The sequence below is a fragment of the Tistrella sp. genome (genome assembly GCF_002684955.1).
GTDB classification, from domain to species: domain Bacteria; phylum Pseudomonadota; class Alphaproteobacteria; order Tistrellales; family Tistrellaceae; genus Tistrella; species Tistrella mobilis.
This window is the reverse complement of the sequence record NZ_NYWI01000086.1, coordinates 22,584-45,076: the sequence shown is the minus strand read 5'-3', so window position 1 is coordinate 45,076 and position 22,493 is coordinate 22,584. Positions and strand designations below refer to the sequence as shown.

Annotated in this window: 19 protein-coding genes and 1 tRNA gene; 13 read left to right on the top strand and 7 right to left on the bottom strand. The window is 67.6% G+C overall.

Annotated elements, in window-relative coordinates:
- Position 1: 1 nt before the first annotated feature.
- Together CMO28_RS28325 and CMO28_RS28320 are read right to left on the bottom strand one after the other, a co-directional pair.
- A complete protein-coding gene (locus tag CMO28_RS28325; RefSeq protein ID WP_014744445.1) occupies positions 2 to 1,027 on the bottom strand; it encodes a branched-chain amino acid ABC transporter permease in 1,026 nt (341 codons plus the stop codon).
- Positions 1,028 to 1,152: 125 nt separating this feature from the next.
- On the bottom strand, positions 1,153 to 2,493 hold the full coding sequence (locus CMO28_RS28320; protein WP_296720487.1) for a substrate-binding protein: 1,341 nt from the start codon (positions 2,491 to 2,493) through the stop codon (positions 1,153 to 1,155).
- Positions 2,494 to 2,690: 197 nt separating this feature from the next.
- On the opposite strand from CMO28_RS28320, the gene CMO28_RS28315 reads away from it, so the two are divergent.
- From CMO28_RS28315 to CMO28_RS28300, 4 genes are all read left to right on the top strand, one after another.
- A complete protein-coding gene (locus tag CMO28_RS28315) occupies positions 2,691 to 4,157 on the top strand; it encodes a helix-turn-helix domain-containing protein (RefSeq protein WP_296720485.1) in 1,467 nt (488 codons plus the stop codon).
- 70 nt (positions 4,158 to 4,227) lie between these two features.
- A complete protein-coding gene (locus CMO28_RS28310) occupies positions 4,228 to 4,599 on the top strand; it encodes a response regulator transcription factor (protein ID WP_014744448.1) in 372 nt (123 codons plus the stop codon).
- Between the two features lie 3 nt (positions 4,600 to 4,602).
- Positions 4,603 to 4,893 carry a hypothetical protein gene (locus tag CMO28_RS28305; RefSeq protein ID WP_296720480.1) on the top strand — a complete coding sequence of 97 codons (291 nt, stop codon included), beginning with the start codon at positions 4,603 to 4,605 and terminating at the stop codon, positions 4,891 to 4,893.
- 4 nt (positions 4,894 to 4,897) lie between these two features.
- Positions 4,898 to 7,618, top strand: coding sequence for a sensor histidine kinase (locus CMO28_RS28300; protein ID WP_296720479.1), 2,721 nt, complete (start codon positions 4,898 to 4,900; stop codon positions 7,616 to 7,618).
- Between the two features lie 53 nt (positions 7,619 to 7,671).
- Here the strand turns inward: CMO28_RS28300 and CMO28_RS28295 are convergent, their stop codons facing one another.
- The 3 genes from CMO28_RS28295 to CMO28_RS28285 all read right to left on the bottom strand — a co-directional run bounded on the left by CMO28_RS28295 (position 7,672) and on the right by CMO28_RS28285 (position 10,764).
- Positions 7,672 to 7,902: an AbrB family transcriptional regulator gene (locus CMO28_RS28295; RefSeq protein ID WP_296720475.1), complete on the bottom strand. Its 231-nt coding sequence runs from the start codon at positions 7,900 to 7,902 to the stop codon at positions 7,672 to 7,674.
- Between the two features lie 107 nt (positions 7,903 to 8,009).
- Positions 8,010 to 8,933 carry an RNA polymerase sigma factor RpoH gene (gene rpoH / locus CMO28_RS28290; protein ID WP_296720471.1) on the bottom strand — a complete coding sequence of 308 codons (924 nt, stop codon included), beginning with the start codon at positions 8,931 to 8,933 and terminating at the stop codon, positions 8,010 to 8,012.
- 655 nt (positions 8,934 to 9,588) lie between these two features.
- Positions 9,589 to 10,764, bottom strand: coding sequence for an RluA family pseudouridine synthase (locus tag CMO28_RS28285; protein WP_296720469.1), 1,176 nt, complete (start codon positions 10,762 to 10,764; stop codon positions 9,589 to 9,591).
- A gap of 36 nt (positions 10,765 to 10,800) precedes the next feature.
- Between CMO28_RS28285 and CMO28_RS28280 the strand changes: the two genes are divergently transcribed.
- From CMO28_RS28280 to CMO28_RS28250, 7 genes are all read left to right on the top strand, one after another.
- Complete coding sequence (locus CMO28_RS28280) at positions 10,801 to 11,283, top strand: hypothetical protein (protein WP_296720466.1); 483 nt, start codon at positions 10,801 to 10,803, stop codon at positions 11,281 to 11,283.
- Positions 11,280 to 11,762 (top strand): Mov34/MPN/PAD-1 family protein, encoded by a 483-nt coding sequence (locus tag CMO28_RS28275; RefSeq protein WP_296720462.1) that lies wholly within the window; start codon positions 11,280 to 11,282, stop codon positions 11,760 to 11,762. The genes CMO28_RS28280 and CMO28_RS28275 overlap by 4 nt, the downstream gene beginning before the upstream one ends.
- A 79-nt stretch (positions 11,763 to 11,841) precedes the next feature.
- Positions 11,842 to 13,449, top strand: coding sequence for a class I SAM-dependent RNA methyltransferase (locus CMO28_RS28270; protein WP_296720459.1), 1,608 nt, complete (start codon positions 11,842 to 11,844; stop codon positions 13,447 to 13,449).
- Entirely contained in the window at positions 13,446 to 14,498 is a 1,053-nt protein-coding gene (locus tag CMO28_RS28265) for a threonine aldolase family protein (RefSeq protein ID WP_014744457.1), read from the top strand. Before CMO28_RS28270 ends, CMO28_RS28265 begins: the two co-directional genes overlap by 4 nt.
- Before the next feature lie 142 nt (positions 14,499 to 14,640).
- Positions 14,641 to 14,716: transfer RNA gene (locus CMO28_RS28260), tRNA-Glu, on the top strand.
- A 228-nt stretch (positions 14,717 to 14,944) separates the two neighbouring features.
- Positions 14,945 to 16,462, top strand: coding sequence for a malonate--CoA ligase (locus CMO28_RS28255; protein WP_296720454.1), 1,518 nt, complete (start codon positions 14,945 to 14,947; stop codon positions 16,460 to 16,462).
- Positions 16,463 to 16,587: 125 nt separating this feature from the next.
- Positions 16,588 to 17,355, top strand: coding sequence for a DsbA family oxidoreductase (locus tag CMO28_RS28250; protein ID WP_296720452.1), 768 nt, complete (start codon positions 16,588 to 16,590; stop codon positions 17,353 to 17,355).
- A gap of 18 nt (positions 17,356 to 17,373) precedes the next feature.
- Here CMO28_RS28250 and CMO28_RS28245 read toward each other — a convergent pair whose 3' ends face one another.
- Positions 17,374 to 18,309, bottom strand: coding sequence for an AEC family transporter (locus CMO28_RS28245; protein WP_296720449.1), 936 nt, complete (start codon positions 18,307 to 18,309; stop codon positions 17,374 to 17,376).
- Positions 18,310 to 18,810: 501 nt separating this feature from the next.
- On the opposite strand from CMO28_RS28245, the gene argC reads away from it, so the two are divergent.
- On the top strand, positions 18,811 to 19,809 hold the full coding sequence (gene argC / locus CMO28_RS28240; protein WP_296720446.1) for an N-acetyl-gamma-glutamyl-phosphate reductase: 999 nt from the start codon (positions 18,811 to 18,813) through the stop codon (positions 19,807 to 19,809).
- 297 nt (positions 19,810 to 20,106) lie between these two features.
- Here the strand turns inward: argC and CMO28_RS28235 are convergent, their stop codons facing one another.
- Positions 20,107 to 20,655, bottom strand: a complete 549-nt coding sequence (locus tag CMO28_RS28235) for a cupin domain-containing protein (RefSeq protein WP_014744462.1) — start codon at positions 20,653 to 20,655, stop codon at positions 20,107 to 20,109.
- 390 nt (positions 20,656 to 21,045) lie between these two features.
- Between CMO28_RS28235 and CMO28_RS28230 the strand changes: the two genes are divergently transcribed.
- A complete protein-coding gene (locus tag CMO28_RS28230; protein ID WP_296720439.1) occupies positions 21,046 to 22,368 on the top strand; it encodes an aspartate aminotransferase family protein in 1,323 nt (440 codons plus the stop codon).
- The last annotated feature ends 125 nt before the right edge of the window (positions 22,369 to 22,493 follow it).

Below are 22,493 nucleotides of genomic sequence, written 5' to 3'. Positions count from 1 at the left end.
CTCAGTTCTCCATCACGCCCTTGCGACCCATCAGCCCGCGCGGCCGGATCAGGAGCACGGCGACGGCGACGAGGTAGACGATCACCTGGTCGATGCCGGGGATCACGGCCTTGACCTCGGTCATCGAGGCGAAGCTCTGCAGGATGCCGAGCAGGAAGCCGGCGGCGACCGCACCGCTGATCGATCCCATGCCGCCGACCACGACGACGACGAAGGAGAGCACCAGGAATTCCATGCCGATATGGTAGCTGGGCGGCACGATCGGCGTGTACATCACCCCCGCCATGCCGGCGACCGCGGCCGCGATGCCGAAGACGATCGTGAAGCGGCGCTGGATGTTGATGCCCAGGAAACCGACGGTCTGGCGGTCCTGCATGCCGGCCCGCACGACCATGCCGTAGGTGGTGAATTGCAGGAAGGCGATCACGCCCGCGATGATGACCAGGGCGAAGCCCAGATAGACCAGCCGCCACCAGGGATAGATCACCCCGGCGCCGAGCCCGATCCACTCGCCGATATTGGCGCTGCCCGAAAAGGCCGGCGGCGCGGCCATCGAGATCGGGTTGGCGCCGAAGGCGGCCTTGATCAGCTCCTGCAGCACGATGGCGAGGCCGAAGGTCACCAGGATCTGTTCGGCATGGGTGCGGCGGTAGAAATAGCGGATCAGCCCGCGTTCCATGGCGACGCCCAGCAGCAGCATCACCGGTATCGCGACCAGGATCGACAGTGGCACCGAATACTGCAACAGGAAGCCGCCGAAATCGCCCAGCCAGGCCTGAACAAGGGGCGTGCGCACCTCCATGGGCGATCCCCAGGGGGTCAGCTTGGTGGGATCGATGGTCACGGTTTCCAGGCGCAGCAGCCCGTTCACGCTGACGGCGATGAAGGCGCCGATCATGAACAGGGCGCCGTGGGCGAAATTCACCACACCGAGCGTGCCGAAGACCAGAGTGAGGCCCAGGGCGATCAGCGCATAGGCGCCGCCCTTGTCCAGACCGTTGAGCAGTTGGAGAGCGAATGCGTCCATGGGTTTTTCCAGCCCCGCCTGCGCGGGCCGCTTCCAAGAGGGCAGGAGATACGCGCATGCGCGACGCGCGCATATGAGGACGGGCCGGTCCCGTCGCCGGGGCCGGCCCTGGATCCCTCAACGGGTCAGCAGCGGGAGTTGACCGGGCCGAGCTCGCCGCCGAACATTGCGGCGTCGTACATCACGTCCTCGGTGGGCACCTGCTTGACGATACGCATCAGGTCGAACTTGTCGGCGGGGTTCTCCTTACCCTGCACGACCAGCACCGGTTTGAAGCACTGGTGATCGTCGGCACGATAGAGAGTGGGACCGTTGCCGAGCCCGTCGAACTTGAAGCCCTCCAGCGCCTTGACCACACCCTCGGGATTGAAGGTGCCGGCCATTTCGCAGGCATTGGCGTAGAGCAGGGCCTGCACATAGCAGGTGTGGGCGGCCTGCGACGGCGGCTGGCCGTATTCCTGACCGAAGGATTTGGTGAAGGCCCTGGTGCCTTCGTCCTCCAGCTTCCAGTCCCAGTTGGCGGTGCCGTAGATGCCCTTCACGGCATCGCCCGCACCCTGGGCCATCAGTTCCGAGAACAGCGGGACGACGATCTCGAAATTCTTGCCGTTCACCTGCTTGTCGCGCATGCCGAACTGCACCGCCTGGGTCAGCGAGTTGATCATGTCGCCGCCATAGTGGTTGAGGATCAGCACATCCGCGCCCGAGCTCAGCACCGGGGTCAGATACTGCGAGAAATCCGCCGCGCCGAGCGGGGTTCTGACGGTTGCCACCGTCTTCCAGCCCAGTTTCTCGGTGGCCGCCTTGATCGATTCTTCCTGGGTCCAGCCCCAGGTATAGTCGGCGGTCAGGTGATAGGCCTTGCGGTCCTTGCCATAGGCTTCGCCCAGCACCGGCCCCAGCGCCTGACCCGACATATAGGCATTGAAGAAGTGCCGGAAACCGTTGCGGCGCTTGTCCTTGCCGGTGGTGTCGTTGGAATGGGTCAGGCCGGACATGAAGATCACGCCGGCGTCCTGGCAAAGCGACTGCACCGCCACGGCCACACCCGACGACGAGCCGCCGGTGATCATGATCGCGCCGTCACGCTCGATCATGCGGGTGGCCGAGGCGCGGGCCGCATCGGATTTGGTCTGCGTGTCGCCGGTGACGAAGGCGACCTTCTTGCCCAGGATGCCGTTGCCCTTCAGCTGCGAGCCCTTGAACGTGTTCAGCATGCCGCCGTCGCCCTCGCCGTTGAGGTGCTTGACGGCCAGCTGATAGGCGCGCAGCTCGTCCGCACCCTCGTCGGCATAGGGCCCCGTCTGGGGCACGTTGAAGCCGAGGGTCACGGTGCTGCCGGTCGGTGCGTTGCAGAAGTCCGCGGCTCTGGAGGCGCTGGTGAAGATGGTCGGTACGGCGAGCCCGGCACCGACGAGTGCACTGCTCCTCAGGAAGGCACGTCGGTTCATCCGAACGATGCTCATTATGTCTCCTCCCGTATCTTGATCGCGCCGATCCGCGGGCCGGCGCGTCAGGCGTTCCCGCCTGGGCACTATCCTTCCCTCATTTGTGACGTGTTTCAATAAGTCATTGTTTTGGTTATATAATTTTGTAAATCTTTTGAGTCGATATGTCCATGTTTTGTGATTAATTTACAAGAGCGCTGGTGGGGAGAGGGGAAATGTCGCGCACGCTGACCGGCATGAAGATCCGGACCCTGCGCAAGGAGGCGGGGTTGACGCAGGGCGCGCTTGCGCGTCGCGCAGGGATTTCTGCGGCCTATCTCAACCTGATAGAACATGATCGCCGGCCGGTGGCGGGGGAGCTGCTGGACCGGATCGCCCGCGGGATCGGCGTGCCCCGCGGCCTGCTGGATGGCGGTGCCGAGCGTCGGCTGGTCGACATGCTGAACGAGATCGCCGCCGATCCGGCGGTGTCCGATGGCGCGCCGCCCGCCGAAGCGGCCGAGGAACTGGTCGGCCGGGCCCCCGGCTGGGCGGCGCTGCTGCTCGGGGTCTATCGGGCCTGGATGGATCAGCGCCAGGTGGTGCTGGCCATGGCCGACCGGCTGAACCACGACCCCTTCCTGGGCGAGAGCGTCCACCGGATCCTGACCCGGGCGGCGGCGGTGTCGTCGGCGGCCGAAATCCTGGAAGGCGGCGATCTGGAAGAGGCGGACCGGGCACGTTTCACCGCCATCGTCGCCTCGGACAGCCACCGCCTGGCGGAAACCGCTCAGCGTCTCGCCGGGTTTTTCGACAGCGCCCATATGCGGGTCCGGTCCTCGACCGTGATGGAACATGTCGACACGTTTATCTATGAGACCGGCAATCATTTTCCGTTCCTCGAAACGGCGGCCGAGGGGTTCCGCACCGGGCTGCGGCGGGGAGAAACGCCCGAAGCTGCCGCCGCCGCCCGGCTGGGGATCGCCCTGCCCGAGGATGATCCGCTGACGCCCGAGCGGCGGCGCTTCGGCCTGCTGCGCGATCTTGCCGCCGTGCTGGCGGGGGACGAGATCCAGGCCTTCGTCGCCGCCCATCCGGCACTCGGCACCGACGAGGCGCGGGTGCTGGCCGCGGCGGCGCTGCAATCCTACATGGCCGCCGCCATCGTCATGCCCTATGACCGCTTTCTTGAGGCGGCGGAGCGCCATCGCTACGACCTGGACCGGCTGGGCCGGATCTTCGGCGTTTCCTATGAACAGGCCGCGCATCGGGCCGCCACGCTCCGCCGGCCGGGCGCCGAAGGGGTGCGCTTCGCCTTCATGCGCTCCGACAGTTCCGGCTATGTGACCAAGCGCATGTCGCTGCCGCGGCTGCCGCTGCCACGCTATGGCAATGCCTGCCCGCTCTGGCCGATCTACGGCGCCTTCCAGACCCCGGGGGTGACGGCGCGCGCCTTCGGTGAACTGCCCTCGGGCGATGCCTTCCTGTTCTTCGCCCGCGCGGTGGAAAAGCGGCCGCCTGCGGCCGACCGGCCCCGGCACCTGCTGTCGGTGATGCTGGCCGCCGCGGCCGCCGATGCCGACCGGCTGGTGCAGGGCGACGGCATCGACCGGGCCACCGCCACCATCCCCCTCGGCACGGTCTGCCGGCTCTGTCCGCGCAACGGTTGCGACCATCGCCAGGAAGCCCCGTTGATCACATGATCCGGAAAACCCTTGGGGGCGGGTCGGCGATGGCTGTAGGCTGGACAAAAAACCGGGGAGGATAGATGCCTTGTCAAGGGCGCGCATACTCATCGCCGAAGATGAGCCGAATATCGCGGAGTCGCTGAGCTTCATACTCACGCGGGCAGGCTTCGAGGTCGACACCATCGCCAATGGCGCGGATGCGCTGGACCGGCTGCGACGACAGCCGTTTCAAGCCGTTATCCTCGACGTCATGCTGCCGGGCATGAACGGTTTCGACGTGCTGCGGGCGATCCGGACCGATCGGACGATCGGCGGGCTGCCGGTGATCGTGCTCACGGCCAAGGGCCAGGCCCATGACCGGGAGATGGCCGAGCAGATCGGCGCCAGCGCCTTCATCGTGAAGCCGTTCTCGAATGCCCATATCGTGGAACGGGTCAGCCACTTCGTCGGGGCCTGATCCATGGAAGGCGATCCCGTCGACGAGGGCGGGGGATACGATCAGGGGCAGGGGCAGGGCATCCGCGACCTGGCCGGCGTGCTGCCCTATGCCGCCATTCTGCTGCTGATGCCGCCGATCATCCTGATCTTCGCGGCCCCGGTGCAGATCGCCGGCATTCCGCTGATCGTGGTCTATCTGTTCGGGGTCTGGGCGTTGATCGTGGCCGGTGCCCTCGTCGTGGCAGAGCGGCTGCGCCGGCAGGAAACGGCGACGGGGTCCCGGGCGCCGCGCAGACGGGCAGGGCGGGGCTGAACCGATGCTCCAGGCCAATCTGGTCATCACCGTCTGTCTGCTCTATGTCGCGGTGCTGTTCACCGTGGCCTTCATCTGCGACCGGCAGGCCCGGGCCGGGCGCGCCCGCTGGTCGGCCTCGCCGCTGATCTACACCCTGTCGATTTCGGTCTACTGCACCTCGTGGACCTTTTTCGGTGCGGTGGGCTCGGCGGCGCGCAGCGGGCTTGAATTCGCCACGATCTATATCGGCCCGACCATCGTATTCACCGGCTGGTGGGTGTTCCTGCGCAAGCTGGTCACCGTCGGGCGGGTGCACAACACCACCTCGATCGCCGACCTGATCTCGGCCCGGTTCGGCAAGAACCCGGCGCTGGGCGCCGTGGTCACCCTGGTGGCCCTGGTCGTGACCACGCCCTATATCGCCCTTCAGCTGCAGGCGCTGACCGCCAGCTTCCAGGTGATCACCTTCCCGGCGGGTGCCGTCACCGCCACCAAGATCGATCTGGTGCCCGACTACTGGTCGGGCGCCTGGGTGGCGCTGGGGCTCGCGGTCTTCTCGATCATGTTCGGCGTGCGCAATATCGACGTGAACGAGCGCCATCACGGCGTGATCGCGGCGATCGCCCTCGAAGCGGTGGTCAAGCTGGTGGCGCTGCTCGCGGTCGGACTCTGGGTGGTGTTCTGGCTGGCGGGCTCCCCCGCGGCCGCCCTTGCCGATGCGCCCGTCAGCCTCACCAATCCGCAGCAGACCTTCGGCGTGCGCTGGGTCACGCTCTGCATCCTGTCGGGTGCGGCGATCATCTGTCTGCCGCGCCAGTTCCAGGTGACGGTGGTCGAGAATTCCAACGACCGCCAGCTGCGCACCGCCTCGTGGCTGTTTCCGCTCTATCTCTTCGTCTTCTGCCTGCTGGTGTTGCCGATCGCGGTCACCGGGCTCAACCGCCTGCCACCCGATGCCAATCCCGACCTCTATGTGCTGCCCCTGCCGCTGGATGCCGGCCAGGACGTGATCGCGCTGATGGCCTTCATCGGCGGGTTTTCCTCGGCCACATCAATGGTGATCGTGTCGTCGATCGCGCTGTCGACCATGATCTCCAACCACATCGTGACCCCGCTGGCGCTGCGCTTTTCGTCGCTGTCGGATGCCAATGCCGAAACCGTGCGCAGCTTCATCCTGGGCTCGCGACGGGCCAGCATCCTGTTCATCATCCTGCTGGGCTTTCTGTATTTCCGTCTGGCCGCCACGGCCGGGGCGCTCGCCGATATCGGCCTGATCTCGTTCTGTGGCGCAGCACAGTTTCTGCCGGCGCTGGTCGGCGGGCTCTATTGGCGGCGGGCGACCCACAAAGGGGCCCTCGCCGGCATGATCGCCGGCTTCCTGGTCTGGGCCTATATGCTGTTCCTGCCCAGTTTCCAGGACCATTTCCTGATCTCGACCGCGCTGGTCCAGAACGGCCCCTTCGGCTGGGCCTGGCTGAAGCCCCGCACGCTGTTCGGGTTGAGCGGGCTCGACCCGCTGGTGCATGCCGCCTTCTGGAGCCTGTTCGTCAACACCGCGCTCTTCGTCGTCGTCTCGATGATGACCGAGCCGACGCCGCTCGCCCGGCTGCAATCGGCGCTGTTCATCGATGTCTTCCGCCGCCGGACCGAGAGCGAGCAGCGGGTGCTGCGCCGCACGGCCCCGATCACCGAACTGCGCCAGATCGCCGACCGGGTGCTGGGCCCCGCGGAAACCGTGCAGATCTTCGTCCGCGACCGCCGGGCGGGCCGTGCGACGGTGGCGAGCGACGAATTGATCACTGCGGTGGAGCAGCGGCTCGCCGCCCATATCGGCGCCGCCTCGGCCCGGACCATGATTTCGCGCATCGTCTCCAGCGAGACGATCAGCGTCGAAGAACTGAAGCGGCTGGCGGGAGAGACCGAGCGCATCCGCGCCTATTCGGCCGAGCTGGAGCGGAAGTCGCAGCAGATCGAGAGCACGGCCGCGGAACTGGCCCGGGCCAATGCCCGGCTGCGCGAGGTCGACAAGCAGAAGGATGATTTCCTGAGCCAGATCAGCCACGAATTGCGCACACCCATGGCCTCGATCCGCTCGTTCAGTGACATCCTGCTTGAAAACCAGGATCTGGACGAAGCGAAGAAGCTCAGATTCCTCGGCATCATCCAGAATGAAAGCCTGCGCCTGACCCGGCTGCTGGACGGGATTCTGGATATGAACCTGCTGGAGACCCGGGGCCTGTCGTGGTCGCCGGGCCTGCTCGATCCGGAAATGGCGCTGGATCAGGCGATCGAAAGCTGCGAGGCGCTGGCCCTGCGCTCGGGCGTGGTGCTGAAACGGGGCACGCGGACCCGCGATGTCCTGATCCTGGGCGATCGCGACAAGCTCGCCCAGGTGATGGTCAACCTGATCGCCAATGCGATCAAATACAACACCGACCCCGTGCCCCAGGTGGTGGTGTCGAGCCGCGTGCGCGGCGACATCTACGAGGCGAGCGTCCGCGACAATGGCCGCGGCGTGCCCGAAGAGGATCGGGAGCGGATCTTCGAAAAATTCGTCCGCGGCTCGGCCCATCAGCAGACCGGCGCCGGGCTCGGCCTCGCCATCAGTCGCCAGATCGTCGAAAGCTTCGGGGGCCGCCTGGGCCTCGGCACCGGCCGCAGCGGCGCCGAATTCGTCGTCTCGCTCCCCCTCCAGCCCCTGCCGGGCACTGGACGCGAAAGGGCGGATCTGCCGAAAGCTTAGGCAGATCCGCCCGATGGTGATCGTTCAGGGCGCAGTCGGGATGGGTACGGCAGTCACTGCGAAAGACGGTGTAGCGTGTTGTGGTAGCGCTTCATGATCTCCTTGGCCTTCGCAAGTATTCTCTCGCGATGAGGATGATCCGGCACCAGCAGGTATCCGCCATCCTCCGTCTCGGCCAGATAGAGCAGGGAACCTTCGCGGATGTTCAGGCGCGCAATCATCTCCTCCGGAAGATCCACGCACAGCGACCCGTCGATATTCCGGACCTTCAGCTCGGTCGTCATTGCGTCGCACCCTGCCGTGCATGTCGTTCCGGGCAGATCAGTCTCCCGAACATACTGCAGCTTATACGAAAAAAGGCGGCCTCTCGGCCGCCCTTTCCGTCTGATCTTCAGTGATGCATCGCCACCGCCGGCAGCACCGGGGTGCGGCCCATTTCGCGGCGGGTTTCGCGTTTCACCCAGCGGCTGACCTTTTCCAGCGCGCGGGCCTCGATCTGGCGCACCCGTTCGCGGCTGATGCCGTAGACCTGGCTCAGATCTTCCAGCGTCGCCGGGGCGTCGACCAGGCGGCGGCGGCTGAAGATGTCGCGTTCCCGATCGCCGAGGCTTGCGACCGCGCCTTCGATGAGGGTGCGGGCGCGGCCGGTTTCCTCGGCTTCGGCCAGCATGGTTTCCTGGTCGTCCTCGGGGCTTTCCAGCCAGTCCTGCCATTCGGTATCGGCTTCCTGGCGCACCGGCTCGTTCAGCGAACTGGCGATGCCGTCCAGATAGCGTTCCATGGCCACCACGTCCGAGGGCTCGACATCCAGCTTTTCGGCGATGATCGCCACCTGATCGTCGTTGAGCCCGGCCTCGCCCATGATGTCGAGTTCGCTCTTCACCCGGCGCAGGTTGAAGAACAGCCGCTTCTGCGAGGCGGTGGTGCCCATGCGGACCACCGACCAGGACCGCATGATGTACTCCTGAATGGCCGCACGGATCCACCAGATCGCATAGGTGGCGAGCCGGAAGCCCCGGTCGGGGTCGAAACGATGCACCGCCTGCATCATGCCGAGATTGCCTTCGGAGATCAGATCGGCCAGCGGCAGACCATAGCCGCGATAGCCCATCGCGATCTTTGCGACCAGGCGGAGATGGCTGTTGACCAACTGATCCGCAGCGCGTACATCACCTTCGTCGCGGAAGCGACGGGCAAGGCGCTGCTCCTGCTCAAGTTCGAGCACGGGATAGCGGCGGATCTGCTGCAGATAGGGGCCGAGGCCGGCATCGAACATGTTGTCGCGTCCGGCGGTGCGGGGCGTGCGTGAAGCCATGGCACGTGCCTCCTCTCGACTGACCCCAGGGGAGTCAAGGTCCCGGTGGGGTGGGTCCGGCCGCGCCTCTCCCTGGTGCGACCGGCAGGGTTCGTCCGCACCATGCGGAGCGAAGGCCCTTGCGTCCCGTCGCGGGGAGATATGCAAGCAGTGCGCCAGTTTCCGGCGCGCGTGACCCGTTGAGTTCATCTCGGGCGGTTTTCGTCCCTCTTCTGAGGCTTATACGAGCCGCCGCCCAATATCCTACGTTTCAGGTTGCACCAATCTTACGTCCCGGTCGTCCATCCGGATGCGGCCGCACCACATTATTCCGTGGCGTCAGGCGTTCCGATCTTCCGTGCCGTCCGGCCTTCCGGTCTCTCTGTCCGGCCAACCGATATGATCACCCCGAAGTTCCCAGGGGACGACATGCTCTTTTCGTGACCATGCATCCCCTCGACGTCCCGAGGATGTCACGCCTTTCGTTACCACGACCTTAAGAGCCCGCGAGAATCTGCATCCCCCGGTTTTCACCTTCCGGGTGAGGCGGTTTCTCATCTGGTCCGCCCTTGGTCGGGGTAGAGCCCTTGGTCGGGGTAGACAGGCGCACCCGTTCCCGGGCACGCTTGTCTTGTACCCCAGACTGACACAGCCGGACGATGACGTCCATCACACTTTAGAAGAATTCCAAACTAGCCAGAAGCTCCCGCATGTCCTGCGGCAGGGGGCTTTCGAATTTCAGGCGCCGCCCGGTGACCGGGTGCACGAAGCCCAGCCGGCGGGCATGCAGGGCCTGCCGCGGGAAGCTGCACATGGCCTTGATCCGCGGATCTTCCATCCGCTGCAGCCGGGCGGGGCTGCGGCCATAGACCGGGTCGCCCACCAGCGGATGGCCGACATGAGAGAGGTGGACGCGGATCTGATGGGTCCGCCCCGTTTCCAGCCGGCAATCCAGCACCGAGGCCAGAGGCTTTTCCGACACCTCCACCACGCCGACCATATTGGCGATCCGGTAATGGGTCACCGCAGGCTTGCCGCCGCGGGTGACCACGGCCATGCGCTGGCGATCGGTGGCATGGCGGCCGATATTGCCCTCGATCCGGCCGGGATCGACCGCCGGCACGCCCCAGACGATGGCGGTATAGGCGCGGCGGATGGTGTGGTCGGCGAATTGCCGGGCCAGGGCCAGATGGGCGGCATCGGTCTTGGCGAACACGATCAGGCCGCTGGTGTCCTTGTCGATCCGGTGCACCACGCCCGGGCGGGTGGGGGCGCCGATCGAGGACAGCCGCCCATCGCCATGGGCCAGCAGCCCCGAGACCAGGGTGCCGCGATCGTTGCCGGCGCCCGGATGCACCACCAGCCCGGCCGGCTTGTCGACCACGATCAGCCAGTCGTCCTCGTAAACGATGTCGAGCGCCATGGGCTCGGGCTCAAGGCGGCGTTCCTCGGGCACCGGCACGGTCACGGTCAGCTTCTGGCCGGGCTTTACCCGCCGGGAGGCGTCGGCTATCGTCGCGCCGTCGAGCGTGACCCGGCCGTCGCGGATCAGCGCCTGGACCCGCCCGCGCGACAGCGAGGGCGCGGCATTGGCCAGCAGCCGATCCGCCCGTTCCTCCGCGAAACCGGCCGGCAGGGTGATGTCGACCGTGCCGCCCAGCACCGCCGCGGCTTCGAGGGCCGACAGCTCGTCGTCGTCGAAGCCGGCTTCGGCAAGGGGCTCGTCTTCGTCTGCATCGGCCGCGTCGTCGGCGGTGAGGTCCGGCTCTGCGGTCAGATCAGGATCGGCCGGCACCGCGGTCTCGCGGGGCAGGTCGTCGTCGCCGGGCCGGCGGGAATCGCGTCCGCTCAAAACATCAACTCCCTTCGGGGGATCGGGGACTTCCAGATGAACGACAAGGCGCCCGAGACGATCGAACAGCGCATGACCCGCATTCTGAAGCGGGTGATCATCGGGCTCGGCATCGCCATCCTGGTGGTCGGTGCCGGTCTAGGCGTGCTGATATACCAGCGGGCGACGTCTAACAAGGACCAGAAGCCGGCAGGGGCCCCGGTTGCGACGGCACCGGCGACGCCCGAGGCCACCACCCCGGCGCCGCAGCCGGCGGCGCCCGGCCAGATCGTCGGCGATTTCCGCACCGCCAACCCGCCAGCCGCCCCGGCCCCGCCGCTCCGCCCGGTTGGCAGCGACGGGCCGGCGCTGATGCCGGACGAGAAGGTCGTCACCCTGGCCGCGGCGGGCGAGGATGTGATGATGGTCGCCGAAGGGGCCGACGGCGCGCAGGTGCTGGTGGTGATCGACCGGGCCTCCGGCCTGCTGATCCGGCGCATCCCGCTGAACGCCGCGGCTGCGGCGGCCGAGGCGAAATGATCCGGGCGCCGCGGGTGATGATCCGCCCGGCGGCGATGCGGGCGGCGGTCGATACGGTCGAAGCCGCCTATCCGGCCGAAGGCTGCGGCCTGCTGCTGGGCCATGCCCGGGCCGACGGGATCGAGGTGACCGAAACGGTGGCCTCGATCAACCTCGCCCCGGATCCGCGGCGGGCCTTCGAGATCGACCCGGCCCTGCGCCTGCGTCTGCAGCGCCGGTCGCGGGAGGACGGGACAGCGCCGGTGATCGGCCTCTATCATGGCCATCCGGACATGGCGGCCGCGCCCTCGGCCGCCGATCTGGCCGGTGCCTGGGAGGCAGGGCTGATCTGGGTGATCTTCCGGGTCGAGGACGGCCAGATGATCGAGGCCCGCTGCTGGCAGCTGGCGGCCGATGGCAGCTGTTTCACCGAAGGCCTGCTGAGGGTGGGCGAGGGGCGGCCTGCGGCCTATGGCCCGCCGCGGCCGGTCGAGCCTTGACCCGGCACCACCTGTAACGATGTTCGACCAGGGGCCGGCGGTATGATGGGACCGGCCCCGTCAAAAAACGAGACGATGTGTGGACGACGATCGCGACGACGACCGCGAAGATGCGGAACTGGACGGCATCCCGGGTGACGAGGATGACGCGGGCGGGCTGCGCCCGGGCACACAGATCGAGGTGAGGATCACCGATCTGGGCAGCCATGGCGACGGCATCGGCTCGTATGAGGGCCGGCCGGTCTTCGTGTCCCATGCCCTGCCGGGCGATCTGGTGGCGGCGACCGTGGAGACGGTGGAACGCGACCGCATCCGCGCCCGCTGGCTGGAACTGGTGGAGCCGGGCCCCGTGCGGGTAGAGCCGGCCTGCCCGCATTTCGGCCCCTGCGGCGGCTGCGCCCTGCAGCACATGGCGCTGCACGATTATCGCGGCTGGAAGCGCGGCCTGGTCGCCGACATTCTGGCCCGCAACGGCTTCGAGGACGCGAAACTGGCGCCGATGCTGCCGGCAGAGCCGCAGGAACGCCGCCGGACCAGCTGGAAGCTGCGGGCGACCGCCCGCAAGGCGGTGGTCGGTTATATGGAGGCCGGCAGCCGCCATGTCGTCGATGTGGAGCATTGCCTGCTGCTGGTGCCCGAACTCGACCGGCTGATCCCGCAGCTGCGGGCCTTCATGGCCGGCCCCGACGGCTACCCCCATCCCACCCATTTCCGGGACGCCCATGCCGAGGCGACCGAAGGCGGCGTCGATCTGGTGCTGACGCTGTCGCAGGCGCCCGACGCCGAGGGGCTGCAGGCGCTGGCGCGTTTCGCCGAGACCGCCGGCCTTGCCCGGATCTCGTGGCGGCCTGAACCCGATCCGGTGCCGGAACCGCAGCGCGGTGGCCGCGGCCGCAACCCGAAGGGCCGCCAGAAGAGCCCCGCCCGCGGCGGCCCCCGCGCCGGCAATGCCCCGGCGATCCTGGCCGAGCCCGAGGTGGTGGTGCGGCGTCAGGCGCCGATGGTTCATCGCGGCGGCGTGGCGCTGGAACCGCCCCCGGCCGGCTTCGCCCAGGCGACAGCCTCGGGCGAAGAGGCGCTGGTGAGCTTCGTTGCCGGCGTCTGCGGCCATGTGATCGAAGAGGGCGGCACGATCGGCGACTTCTTTGCCGGCTCTGGCACCTTCGCGCTCGCTCTGGCCCATCGCGGCGCCCGGGTGATCGCGGCCGAGGTGGAAGGCCCGGCGCTGGAGGCGCTCTCTCGCGCCGCTGCCGCGGCCGGATTGTCCGACCGGGTGACGGTGGAGCCGCGCGACCTGATGCGCTGGCCGCCCTCTGCCCGCGATCTCGCCATCCTGGACGCAGCGGTTTTCGACCCGCCGCGGGCGGGCGCGCGGGCGCTGACGGAACAGCTGGCCGCCTCGGGCGTTCCGCTGATCGCCGCAGTGTCGTGCAATCCGGTGACCTTCGTGCGTGACGCGAAGATCCTGGCCGCGGCCGGCTACCGGCTGGGCCGGGGGATGCCGGTCGACCAGTTCCTGTGGTCGCGCCATGTGGAGCTTGCGGCCGAATTCCGGCTGGATCCGGCGCTGGCGGCAGCCCGTGGCGGCACCGGGCGGCAGGCGCCGCGCGACGACCCGCATGCCCCGCCGCGTGGCCGGGGTGCGGCCAAGACCGATCGTGGTCCGAAGCAGAGGGGGATGCGATGAATTTTCACAGCGATCATGTCGTGGGTGCCCATCCCAAGGTGATGGAGGCGCTGGTCGCCGCCAATCAGGGCTCTGTCCCGTCCTACGGCAATGATCCGGTCTCGGCGGCGCTGGAAGAGGATCTGGCGGTGCTGTTCGGCCGCGAGGTCCGGGTGTTCATGACGCCCACCGGCACCGCCGCCAATGCACTGTCGCTGGCGGCGCTGACCCCGCGCTGGGGCACGATCTATGCCCATAGCGAAGCGCATGTGGAGATGGATGAATGCGCGGCGCCGGAATTCTATACCGGCGGCGCCAAGCTCTCGCTCGTGCCCGGTGATCACGGCCGGATGGATCTGGACCAGCTGGCGGCGCGGCTGGCCGCGGCGCCGCGCGGCTTCGTTCATGCCGCCCAGCCGGCGGCGATCACGCTGACCCAGGCGACCGAGGCCGGCACGGTCTACACCCCCGATCAGGTCCGGCGGGCGGGCGCGATCGCCCGCGAGCAGGGCGTGCGGCTGCATATGGACGGCGCGCGTTTCGCCAATGCCTGCGTGCATCTGGGCGTGGCGCCGGCCGAGATCACCTGGGACGCCGGTGTCGACGTGCTCAGCTTCGGTTCGGCCAAAAACGGCACGCTGGGCGCCGAGGCGGTGGTGGTCTTCGACCCCGAGCTTGCCGAGGCGATGGGCTATCTGCGCAAGCGCGCCGGCCTGCTGATCCCCAAGATGCGCTTCCTGTCGGCCCAGTTCCGCGCCTATCTGGCGGGCGATCTCTGGCTGTCGCTGGCGGGCCACGCCAATGCCATGGCAACCCGGCTGGCCCACGGCCTGCAGTCGCTGCCCGGCGTTTCGCTCGCCCATCCGGTAGAGGCGAACGAGCTGTTCGTCGATCTGGCGGAACCTGCCGTCGCGGCGCTGGAGAAGGCCGGGGCCGGCTTCTATCGCTGGGCCGAGCCCGCGCCCGGCACGGTGCGCATCCGCCTGGTCACCTCGTGGGCGACCGACCCGGCGGAGGTCGACCGTTTCCTGGATCATGCCTCGATCGCGGCTGCCCACGGCCGGCGCTGAGGAGGCCGAGGCGGGCCGGGACGGCGCGAAGCCGTTGATTTTCCGGTCCCCTGATCCTCCCGGAAATATTTCGTCATCTGACCTTCATTTTTTCTCTTGCACGGCCTGACAGCTGGCTGTAAATATCCGCCCACACGACGACGCCCCCATCGTCTAGCGGTCCAGGACGCCGCCCTCTCACGGCGGAAACAGGGGTTCGATTCCCCTTGGGGGTGCCAATCCTCAAGCGTCGTCAGCGAAACGCCGCGCGGATCTCACGATCCAGCGCGGCGTTTCGCATTTCTGGACTTGGTTTCATTTTCTCTGATCTTCAGCACCCGCCGCCGGATCTTGTCCGGCTGCCGCCGCGCTTGTCCTCTTCCCCGGCCGGGCCTATCGTGCCCGGGCCCAGGATTGCTTAGACCAGAATTGCTCAGGCCAGAATTGCTCAGAGAGGAGGCCCCGCGGTGAGCGACAACCTCTACGCCCGTATCCGTGCCCGTTTCCCGGCCGACCCGGCCCGGCCGATGCTCTACCGGCCCGACGGCAGCGTGCTCACCTATGGCGATGCCGACCGGATCTCGGGCCAGGTCGCGGCCCTGCTCGACCAGATGGGCGTCGCGCCCGGCGACCGGGTGGCGGTGCAGGTCGACAAGTCGCCGATGGCGCTGATGCTCTATCTGGGCTGCCTGCGGCGCGGCGCGGTCTATCTGCCGCTCAACACCGCCTACAAGCCGGCCGAGCTTGAATACTTCATCGAGGATGCCGAGCCGCGGCTGGTGGTCTGCCGGCCCGAGGCGGAAACCGCGGCCCGCACCATGACCAATGGCCGGCCGATCGAGGTGGCGACGCTGGACGCCACCGGCGACGGCGCCTTCGCCGACCGGGTCCGCGCCACGGCGGGCATGGCCGAGCCGGTGGCGCGCAGCCGCGATGATCTTGCCGCCATCCTCTATTCCTCGGGCACCACCGGCCGGCCCAAGGGGGTGATGCTTTCGGGCGAGAACCTCTGGAGCAATGCAGAGACGCTGGTCGATGCCTGGGGCTTCACCGATCGCGACGTGCTGCTGCACATGCTGCCGATCTTCCACACCCACGGCCTGTTCGTGGCCACCCATTGCGTGCTGCTTTCGGGCGCCGCCATGCTGTTCGAGCCGAAATTCGATGCGGCCCGCGCGCTGGCGCTGATGCCGAAGGCGACCGTCATGATGGGCGTGCCGACCTTCTATGTCCGCCTGCTGGCCGAGGTGGGGCTCACCCGCGACGCCACCGCCCATATGCGCCTGTTCGTCTCGGGCTCGGCACCTCTGCTGCCCGAGACCTTCGCCCGGTTCGAAGCCGTCACCGGCCATCGTATTCTTGAGCGCTATGGCATGACCGAAACCAATATGAACACCTCCACCCCCTATGACGGCGATCGCCGCCAGGGCACGGTCGGCCGGCCGCTGCCGGGGGTGGAGCTGCGCATCACCGGCGAGGACGGCAGCCCGGTGGCGCCGGGTGCGGCGGGGATGATCGAGCTCAAGGGCCCGAACGTGTTCAAGGGCTATTGGCGCAAGCCCGAGAAGACCGCCGAGGATTTCACCGCCGACGGTTTCTTCCGCAGCGGCGATATCGGCACCATCGACGGTGACGGCTATGTCTCGATCGTGGGCCGGGCCAAGGATCTGGTGATCTCGGGCGGGTTCAACGTCTACCCCAAGGAGATCGAGCTGGTCATCGACCGCATCCCGGGCGTGGAAGAAAGCGCGGTCATCGGCGTGCCGCACCCCGATTTCGGCGAGGCCGTGGTGGCGGTGGTGGTCCGCGAGGCCGGGGCCGATGCGCCCGACGAGGCCGGCGTGCTGGCGGTGACCCGCGACCAACTGGCCAATTTCAAGCAGCCCAAGCGCGTGCTGTTCGCGGCCGAACTGCCGCGCAACGCCATGGGCAAGGTGCAGAAGAACCTGCTGCGCGACGCCCATCGGGATCTCTTCGCCGGCTGATCGCGCGGCGGCGCTTGCATCCACCCGGGGGCGGGCGCATGTGAAGGGAGACGGGGAAGGCGCCTCGTTCTCCCGCGCTCCTGTCCCCATGTTTTTTCAGGGTCCGCAACCGGAAGGCCGGCACCATGCGTATCGACGTGATTTCCGACACCGTCTGCCCCTGGTGCTTCATCGGTAAGCGCCGGCTTGAAGAGGCACTGGAGATGTTCGCGGGCCACCCGGCTGCCCAGCCGGTGGAGGTGCGCTGGCATCCCTTCCAGCTGAACCCGGCCATGCCGCGCGAGGGCACCGACCGGGCCGGCTATCTGGCGGCCAAGTTCGGCGGGCCCGAGCGTGCCGCCCAGATCTATGGCCGCATCCGTGCCGCCGGTGCCGAGGCGGGTATCGACATCGATCCCGAGCGTGCGGCGGTGATGCCCAACACGCTCGACAGCCACCGCCTGATCCACCGCATGCAGCTGCGCGATCTGGCGGCGGCCGATGGCGGCAATCGCGGCGACCGGGTGGTCGAGGCGCTGTTCACGGCGTTTTTCGAGCAGGGCCGCAATATCGGCGATGCGGCGGTGCTGACCGGGATCGGCCTGGCGGTCGACCCCGAGGACACCGATCTCGGCGCCTGGCTCGCCTCTGACGACGACCGCGACATGATGGCCGAAGCCGATGCCCAGGCCCGGCGGATCGGCGTCGACGGCGTGCCCTGTTTCATCATCGACGGCCGCTGGGCGGTGATGGGCGCCCAGGCGCCCGAGCAGATGATGATGGCCCTGGTCCGCGCCGCCACCAATCCGGCCGGTGGCGGTGTCGCTGATGACGGCGAGGGCGGGATGTCGGATGACGACGCTGACGGCGACGGCTGCTCGCCCGACGACGGCTGCGCGGTGCCGCCGCGCTGATCCCGGCTTTCGTCGGGGTCAGCTGCCGAGCAGGGTGAGGGCAAGAGAGACGGTCGCGACCGAGCCCAGGGTCGAGACCAGGATCGCGGCCGAGATCCGGCTGGTATCCATCCGGTACTGATCGGCCAGCACGAAGACCGACACCGCGATCGGCAGGGACGCCTCCAGCACCAGGATCCGGACCAGCAGCGGGTCGAGCGCGAAGACGATGGTGGCCATCCCCAGCACCAGCAGGGGGTGGACCACGATCTTGAGCAGAGCGAGCCCCGAGACCTCGATCATGCCGCGGGCCAGCGAGCAGCCGGCAAGGTTGGCGCCCAGCGCGAACAGTGCGCAAGGGGCCGCCGCCAGGCCGACGAGATTGCCATAGGCCGCGACCGGCTTGGGCAGCGGCAGCCCCGAGACGCCATAGAGCGCACCGGCGATGATGGTCAGGATCAGCGGGTTGAAGGCCAGCCCGCGGGCGATCTTGATCAGGGCCCGTTTCAGCCCGCCGCCGGCCGCGCGCTCGCTTTCGATCAGCAGCACGGTCAGCCCCATCATCAGCACATGGTCGAGCACGATGATGGTCATGGCAGGCGCCGCGGCTTCCGGGCCGAAGGCGAAGATCACCAGCGGCAGGCCCATATAGCCGACATTGGAAAAAGTGGCGCCCAGCCCGCGGATCCCTGAGATCGCAGGACCCCCGCCGAACAGCCGGCGCCCGCCCGCAACCGCGATCGCATAGACGATCAGCCCGGCGCCGTAATAGGCGCCGATCAGCTTCGGATCCAGCAGCCGGCCCAGCGGGATTTCCGCGACCTTCACGAACAGGAAGGGCGGCAGCGCCACCCAATAGGTGAAGCGGTTGAGCCCGGCCAGCCCGCCCGCATCGATGAAGCGCCGCCGGCCGACGATCCAGCCGGTCAGGATCACCGCGAAGAACGGCAGGCATACATCGATCAGGATCTGCATATCTCGGTCTGTCTCGGGAGATGGGCTTCCAGGCGGCGGAAGGCAGCGGCCGATCCTGACCGGGTGACCGGCGCATTGCAAGCCCACCACACCTGAAGCGATAACATGTGGACCCTAACTCGCCACAAGCTTGACAGCGGGGGCGGGAAGGGCCGATTATCACGAACAGGTTGAATGGTCCTGTCACCGGATCGATCAGGCGGGGACGCGATGGGGGATCGCCACCCGTCAGGCCGCCGGTGAGCTTGGTGGTCCGTCTTCTGTACCGGGCAATGGGTACGCGCATGGCCCTTGTCCGGCCTTCCGTTCACGAGCAAATTCCGGGCGGACTTCGGTCCGCCCGCTTTTTTTTGTCTCGACCAGATCGGCCTGCGGGGCAGCCCTGCGGGTGCGACCGCTCGCATGCCCGCGCCGGCTGCGCTATAGTGCGCCGCGCCGGCCCTGGCCGGCACAGCCATGCGACCTCTATCCCATGCGACTCTTCGAGGAGCGGCCCTTCCCATGAGCGGCAAGCCCACCGTATTCATCGACGGCGAGGCCGGGACCACCGGCCTGCAGATCCGGGCACGTCTGGCCGGGCGCGAGGATCTCGCGCTGGTCTCGATCGCGCCCGAGCGTCGCAAGGATCCGGCTGAGCGTCGACGCCTGCTGAACGAGGTCGACCTCGCAATCCTCTGTCTGCCCGATGCGGCGGCGGTCGAAAGCGTCTCGATGATCGAGAACCCGGCCGTGAAGGTGCTCGACGCCTCCACCGCCCACCGGGTCAAGTCGGGCTGGAGCTACGGCTTCGCCGAGCTGCTGCCCGGCCAGCGCGCGGCCATTGCCGGCGCCACCCGCGTCGCCAACCCCGGCTGCTATCCCACCGGCTTCACTGCCCTGGTGCGGCCGCTGGTCGATGCCGGAATCATCGCGGCCGATGCGGCGCTGTCGGTCAACGCCGTTTCGGGCTTTTCGGGCGGCGGCCGGCAGATGGTGGAAGATTACGAGGCGGCCGCCCCGGTCGGGCGCGAGGCGGCCTATCCCTATGGCGACTACGCGCTGGGGCTGGAGCACAAGCACCTGCCCGAAATGGCGGTCTATGGCGGCCTTGCCGCGGCACCGCTCTTCGTGCCGGCGGTCGGCCACTTCAAGTGCGGCATGCTGGTGCATGTGCCGCTGACCCGGACCCAGCTGGCGAAGGCGGCAGGCGTCGCCGATGTTCAGGCGGTGCTGGCCGAACGTTATGCCGGCGAGCGCTTCGTCAGCGTCGCCCCCCCGGGCGGCGGTGACCGTCTGCGCGACGGTAAGTTCCTGGACCCGCGCGAGCTGAACGGCACCAATCGGCTGGAGCTGTTCGTGTTCGGCAATGATGCCGCCGGTCAGATCCTGCTGGCCGCCCGGCTGGACAATCTGGGCAAGGGTGCCTCGGGTGCCGCGGTCCAGAACCTCAACCTGATGCTGGGCCTCGACGAGGCGGCGGGTCTGGAGACCACGCTGCCGCTGTCCGAGACGACGATGTAAGCCCGTCCTTTCAGGCTTGGAACGACAAAGACGGCTGTTCCGCATCGGCGGAACAGCCGTCAGTTCGTTCATCGCGGGGTCGGCCCGCGCAGGATCCGTGCCGGTCCGGGACCAGAGACCGGGAACGGGTGGGATGGCGGGCTGGGCTCAGGCGCCTGGATCGGGGGACGATCCGCCATCCCTTCGGGCCGACGGTGCACGATCGACATAGCCGGAGCCTAGGATGAAGGCGGCGCACAGTCAATCCTGTTGCGACATCATCAAAATTGCTATGCGCGCCATAGTGGCAATGTATTCTCAGAAGCTCGGCGGCGTGCAGGCGGAGACGATTTCGGCTTCTTCCTCGCCGACATTGCGGAAGCGGTGGGGCAGGCGGCTGTCGAAGTAATAGCCGTCGCCGGCTTCCAGCACGCAGCTTTCGCCGCCGACGGTCAGCTCGATCCGGCCGCGGACCACGATCCCGCCTTCTTCCGATTCATGGCGCAGCAGCTGCTTGCCGGTATCTGCCCCGGGGGCGTAGCGCTCGTGCAGGATCTGCATCCGCCGCCGGCTCAGATTCTCGCCGATCTGGGCATAGGCGACCGAGCCGCGGGCGATCTGGGTCAACTCGTCCGCCCGATAGAAGGCCCGCTGCCGGGTAGTGAGATCGAGCGAGAAGAACTCCGACAGCGAGATCGGAATCCCCTCCAGGACCTTCTTCAGCGATCCGACCGAGGGGCTGACCTTGTCCTGCTCGATCAGCGAGATGGTCGCATTGGTCACCCCGGCCCGCTTGGCCAGTTCGCGCTGCGACAGACCATAGATCTGCCGGATGGTCTTAAGGCGCGTGCCCAGATCGCCGCTCATCGTCCCGCTTCCTCCCTGCTGCATGCCGTCCGCCTGCCAGTTCCTGTTCAAGATATTTGACATTCGTAGGGTGCTGCAACGCAAAATCAATGACTTGCAGCGCCCATGGAAATCACTTTGTCGAGTTTAATTGCCAATGCTAGGCTGTTCCACAGGATGAGAGGCGACGCCCGCTGGTCGTCGCCAATCCCCCTCAGCCGCCATTGCGGCAGCGCCCGCCCGGCGAGGGACGAACAACCACTCCAGCCGCCATTGCGGCGGCGGCCAAGGGCGCGGTAGCGCCCGCCCGGCGAGGGACTAACAACCACTCCAGCCGCCATTGCGGCGGCGGCCAAGGGGTGCGGGAGCAACCCGCCCGGCGAGGGACTAACAAGCAGGAGCGACGCGGTCATGGCGCGCATCACGGTTCCGAACGATCTGGACGCGCATTGGATGCCGTTCACGGCCAATCGCCAGTTCAAGGCGGCCCCCCGCCTGCTGGTCGGGGCGAAGGACATGTACTACACCTCGCATGACGGCCGTCAGGTGCTGGACGGCTGCGCGGGTCTGTGGTGCGTGAATGCCGGCCATGGCCGGGATAAGATTTCCGAGGCGGTCGCCCGTCAGATCTCGGAGATGGATTATTCGCCCTCGTTCCAGATGGGTCATCCTCTCAGCTTCGAACTGGCGAGCCGCCTGGTCGAGCTGGCGCCCGACGGCATCGACCATGTGTTCTACTGCAATTCCGGCTCGGAAGCGGTCGACACGGCGCTGAAGATGGCGCTTGCCTATCACCGCATCCGCGGCGAGGGCAGCCGCACCCGCCTGATCGGCCGGGAGCGCGGCTATCACGGCGTCGGCTTCGGCGGCATTTCGGTGGGCGGCATCGTCTCGAACCGCAAGCATTTCGGCACGCTGCTGTCGGGCGTCGACCATCTGCGTCACACCCATGATCCGGCCCGCAACGCCTTCTCGTGGGGCCAGCCCGAGCATGGGGCGGAGCTGGCCGACGATCTGGAGCGGCTGGGCGCGCTGCACGATGCCTCGACCATCGCGGCGGTGATCGTGGAGCCGATCGCGGGCTCGACCGGCGTGCTGATCCCGCCGAAGGGCTACCTCAAGCGCCTGCGCGAGATCTGCGACCGTCACGGCATCCTGCTGATCTTCGACGAGGTCATCTGCGGCTTCGGCCGGACCGGCAAGGCCTTCGGTGCCGACAGCTTCGAGGTGACGCCGGACCTGATGACCACCGCCAAGGGCATCACCAATGGTGCGGTGCCGATGGGCGCGGTCTTCGCCAAGAAGGAAATCTACGACACCTTCATGACCGGGCCCGAGCATCTGATCGAATTCTTCCACGGCTATACCTATTCGGGCCATCCGCTGGCCTGCGCCGCGGCGCTCGCCACGCTCGACATCTATGCCGAGGAGAAGCTGTTCGATCGGGCGGCGAACCTGTCGGAGTATTTCGGCAAGGCGGCGCATGCGCTGCGCGATCTGCCGAACGTCATCGACATCCGCAATTACGGCATGGTCGCCGCGGTCGAGCTGTCGCCGCGGGCGGGTGAGCCGACCAAGCGGGCCTATGAGATCTTCGTGCGGGCCTATGAGCAGGGCGTGCTGCTGCGCTTCACCGGCGACATCATCGCCATCTCGCCGCCGCTGATCATCGACGAGGCCCAGATCGACCATCTTTATGCGGTCCTGGCCGAGGCCATCAAGGCAACCGCCTGATCCGCCATCATCCGACCGGCGCTGTCGTCGCCGATCCGCATCCCCCGCCCGGGCGTCCCCCCGGGCGGTCTGGCCCAGGCCGGCACAAGACCCGGCGGCCCGGAGATGCGGAGGCGGCGCTGCGT

Bases quoted from the DNA above. Each gene is read 5' to 3' on its own strand.
- CMO28_RS28325 (WP_014744445.1), bottom strand. From the start codon at position 1,027: ATGGACGCATTCGCTCTCCAACTGCTCAACGGTCTGGACAAGGGCGGC.
- CMO28_RS28320 (WP_296720487.1), bottom strand. From the start codon at position 2,493: ATGAGCATCGTTCGGATGAACCGACGTGCCTTCCTGAGGAGCAGTGCA.
- CMO28_RS28315 (WP_296720485.1), top strand. From the start codon at position 2,691: ATGTCGCGCACGCTGACCGGCATGAAGATCCGGACCCTGCGCAAGGAG.
- CMO28_RS28305 (WP_296720480.1), top strand. From the start codon at position 4,603: ATGGAAGGCGATCCCGTCGACGAGGGCGGGGGATACGATCAGGGGCAG.
- CMO28_RS28300 (WP_296720479.1), top strand. From the start codon at position 4,898: ATGCTCCAGGCCAATCTGGTCATCACCGTCTGTCTGCTCTATGTCGCG.
- CMO28_RS28295 (WP_296720475.1), bottom strand. From the start codon at position 7,902: ATGACGACCGAGCTGAAGGTCCGGAATATCGACGGGTCGCTGTGCGTG.
- rpoH (WP_296720471.1), bottom strand. From the start codon at position 8,933: ATGGCTTCACGCACGCCCCGCACCGCCGGACGCGACAACATGTTCGAT.
- CMO28_RS28280 (WP_296720466.1), top strand. From the start codon at position 10,801: ATGAACGACAAGGCGCCCGAGACGATCGAACAGCGCATGACCCGCATT.
- CMO28_RS28275 (WP_296720462.1), top strand. From the start codon at position 11,280: ATGATCCGGGCGCCGCGGGTGATGATCCGCCCGGCGGCGATGCGGGCG.
- CMO28_RS28265 (WP_014744457.1), top strand. From the start codon at position 13,446: ATGAATTTTCACAGCGATCATGTCGTGGGTGCCCATCCCAAGGTGATG.
- CMO28_RS28250 (WP_296720452.1), top strand. From the start codon at position 16,588: ATGCGTATCGACGTGATTTCCGACACCGTCTGCCCCTGGTGCTTCATC.
- CMO28_RS28245 (WP_296720449.1), bottom strand. From the start codon at position 18,309: ATGCAGATCCTGATCGATGTATGCCTGCCGTTCTTCGCGGTGATCCTG.
- argC (WP_296720446.1), top strand. From the start codon at position 18,811: ATGAGCGGCAAGCCCACCGTATTCATCGACGGCGAGGCCGGGACCACC.
- CMO28_RS28235 (WP_014744462.1), bottom strand. From the start codon at position 20,655: ATGAGCGGCGATCTGGGCACGCGCCTTAAGACCATCCGGCAGATCTAT.
- CMO28_RS28230 (WP_296720439.1), top strand. From the start codon at position 21,046: ATGGCGCGCATCACGGTTCCGAACGATCTGGACGCGCATTGGATGCCG.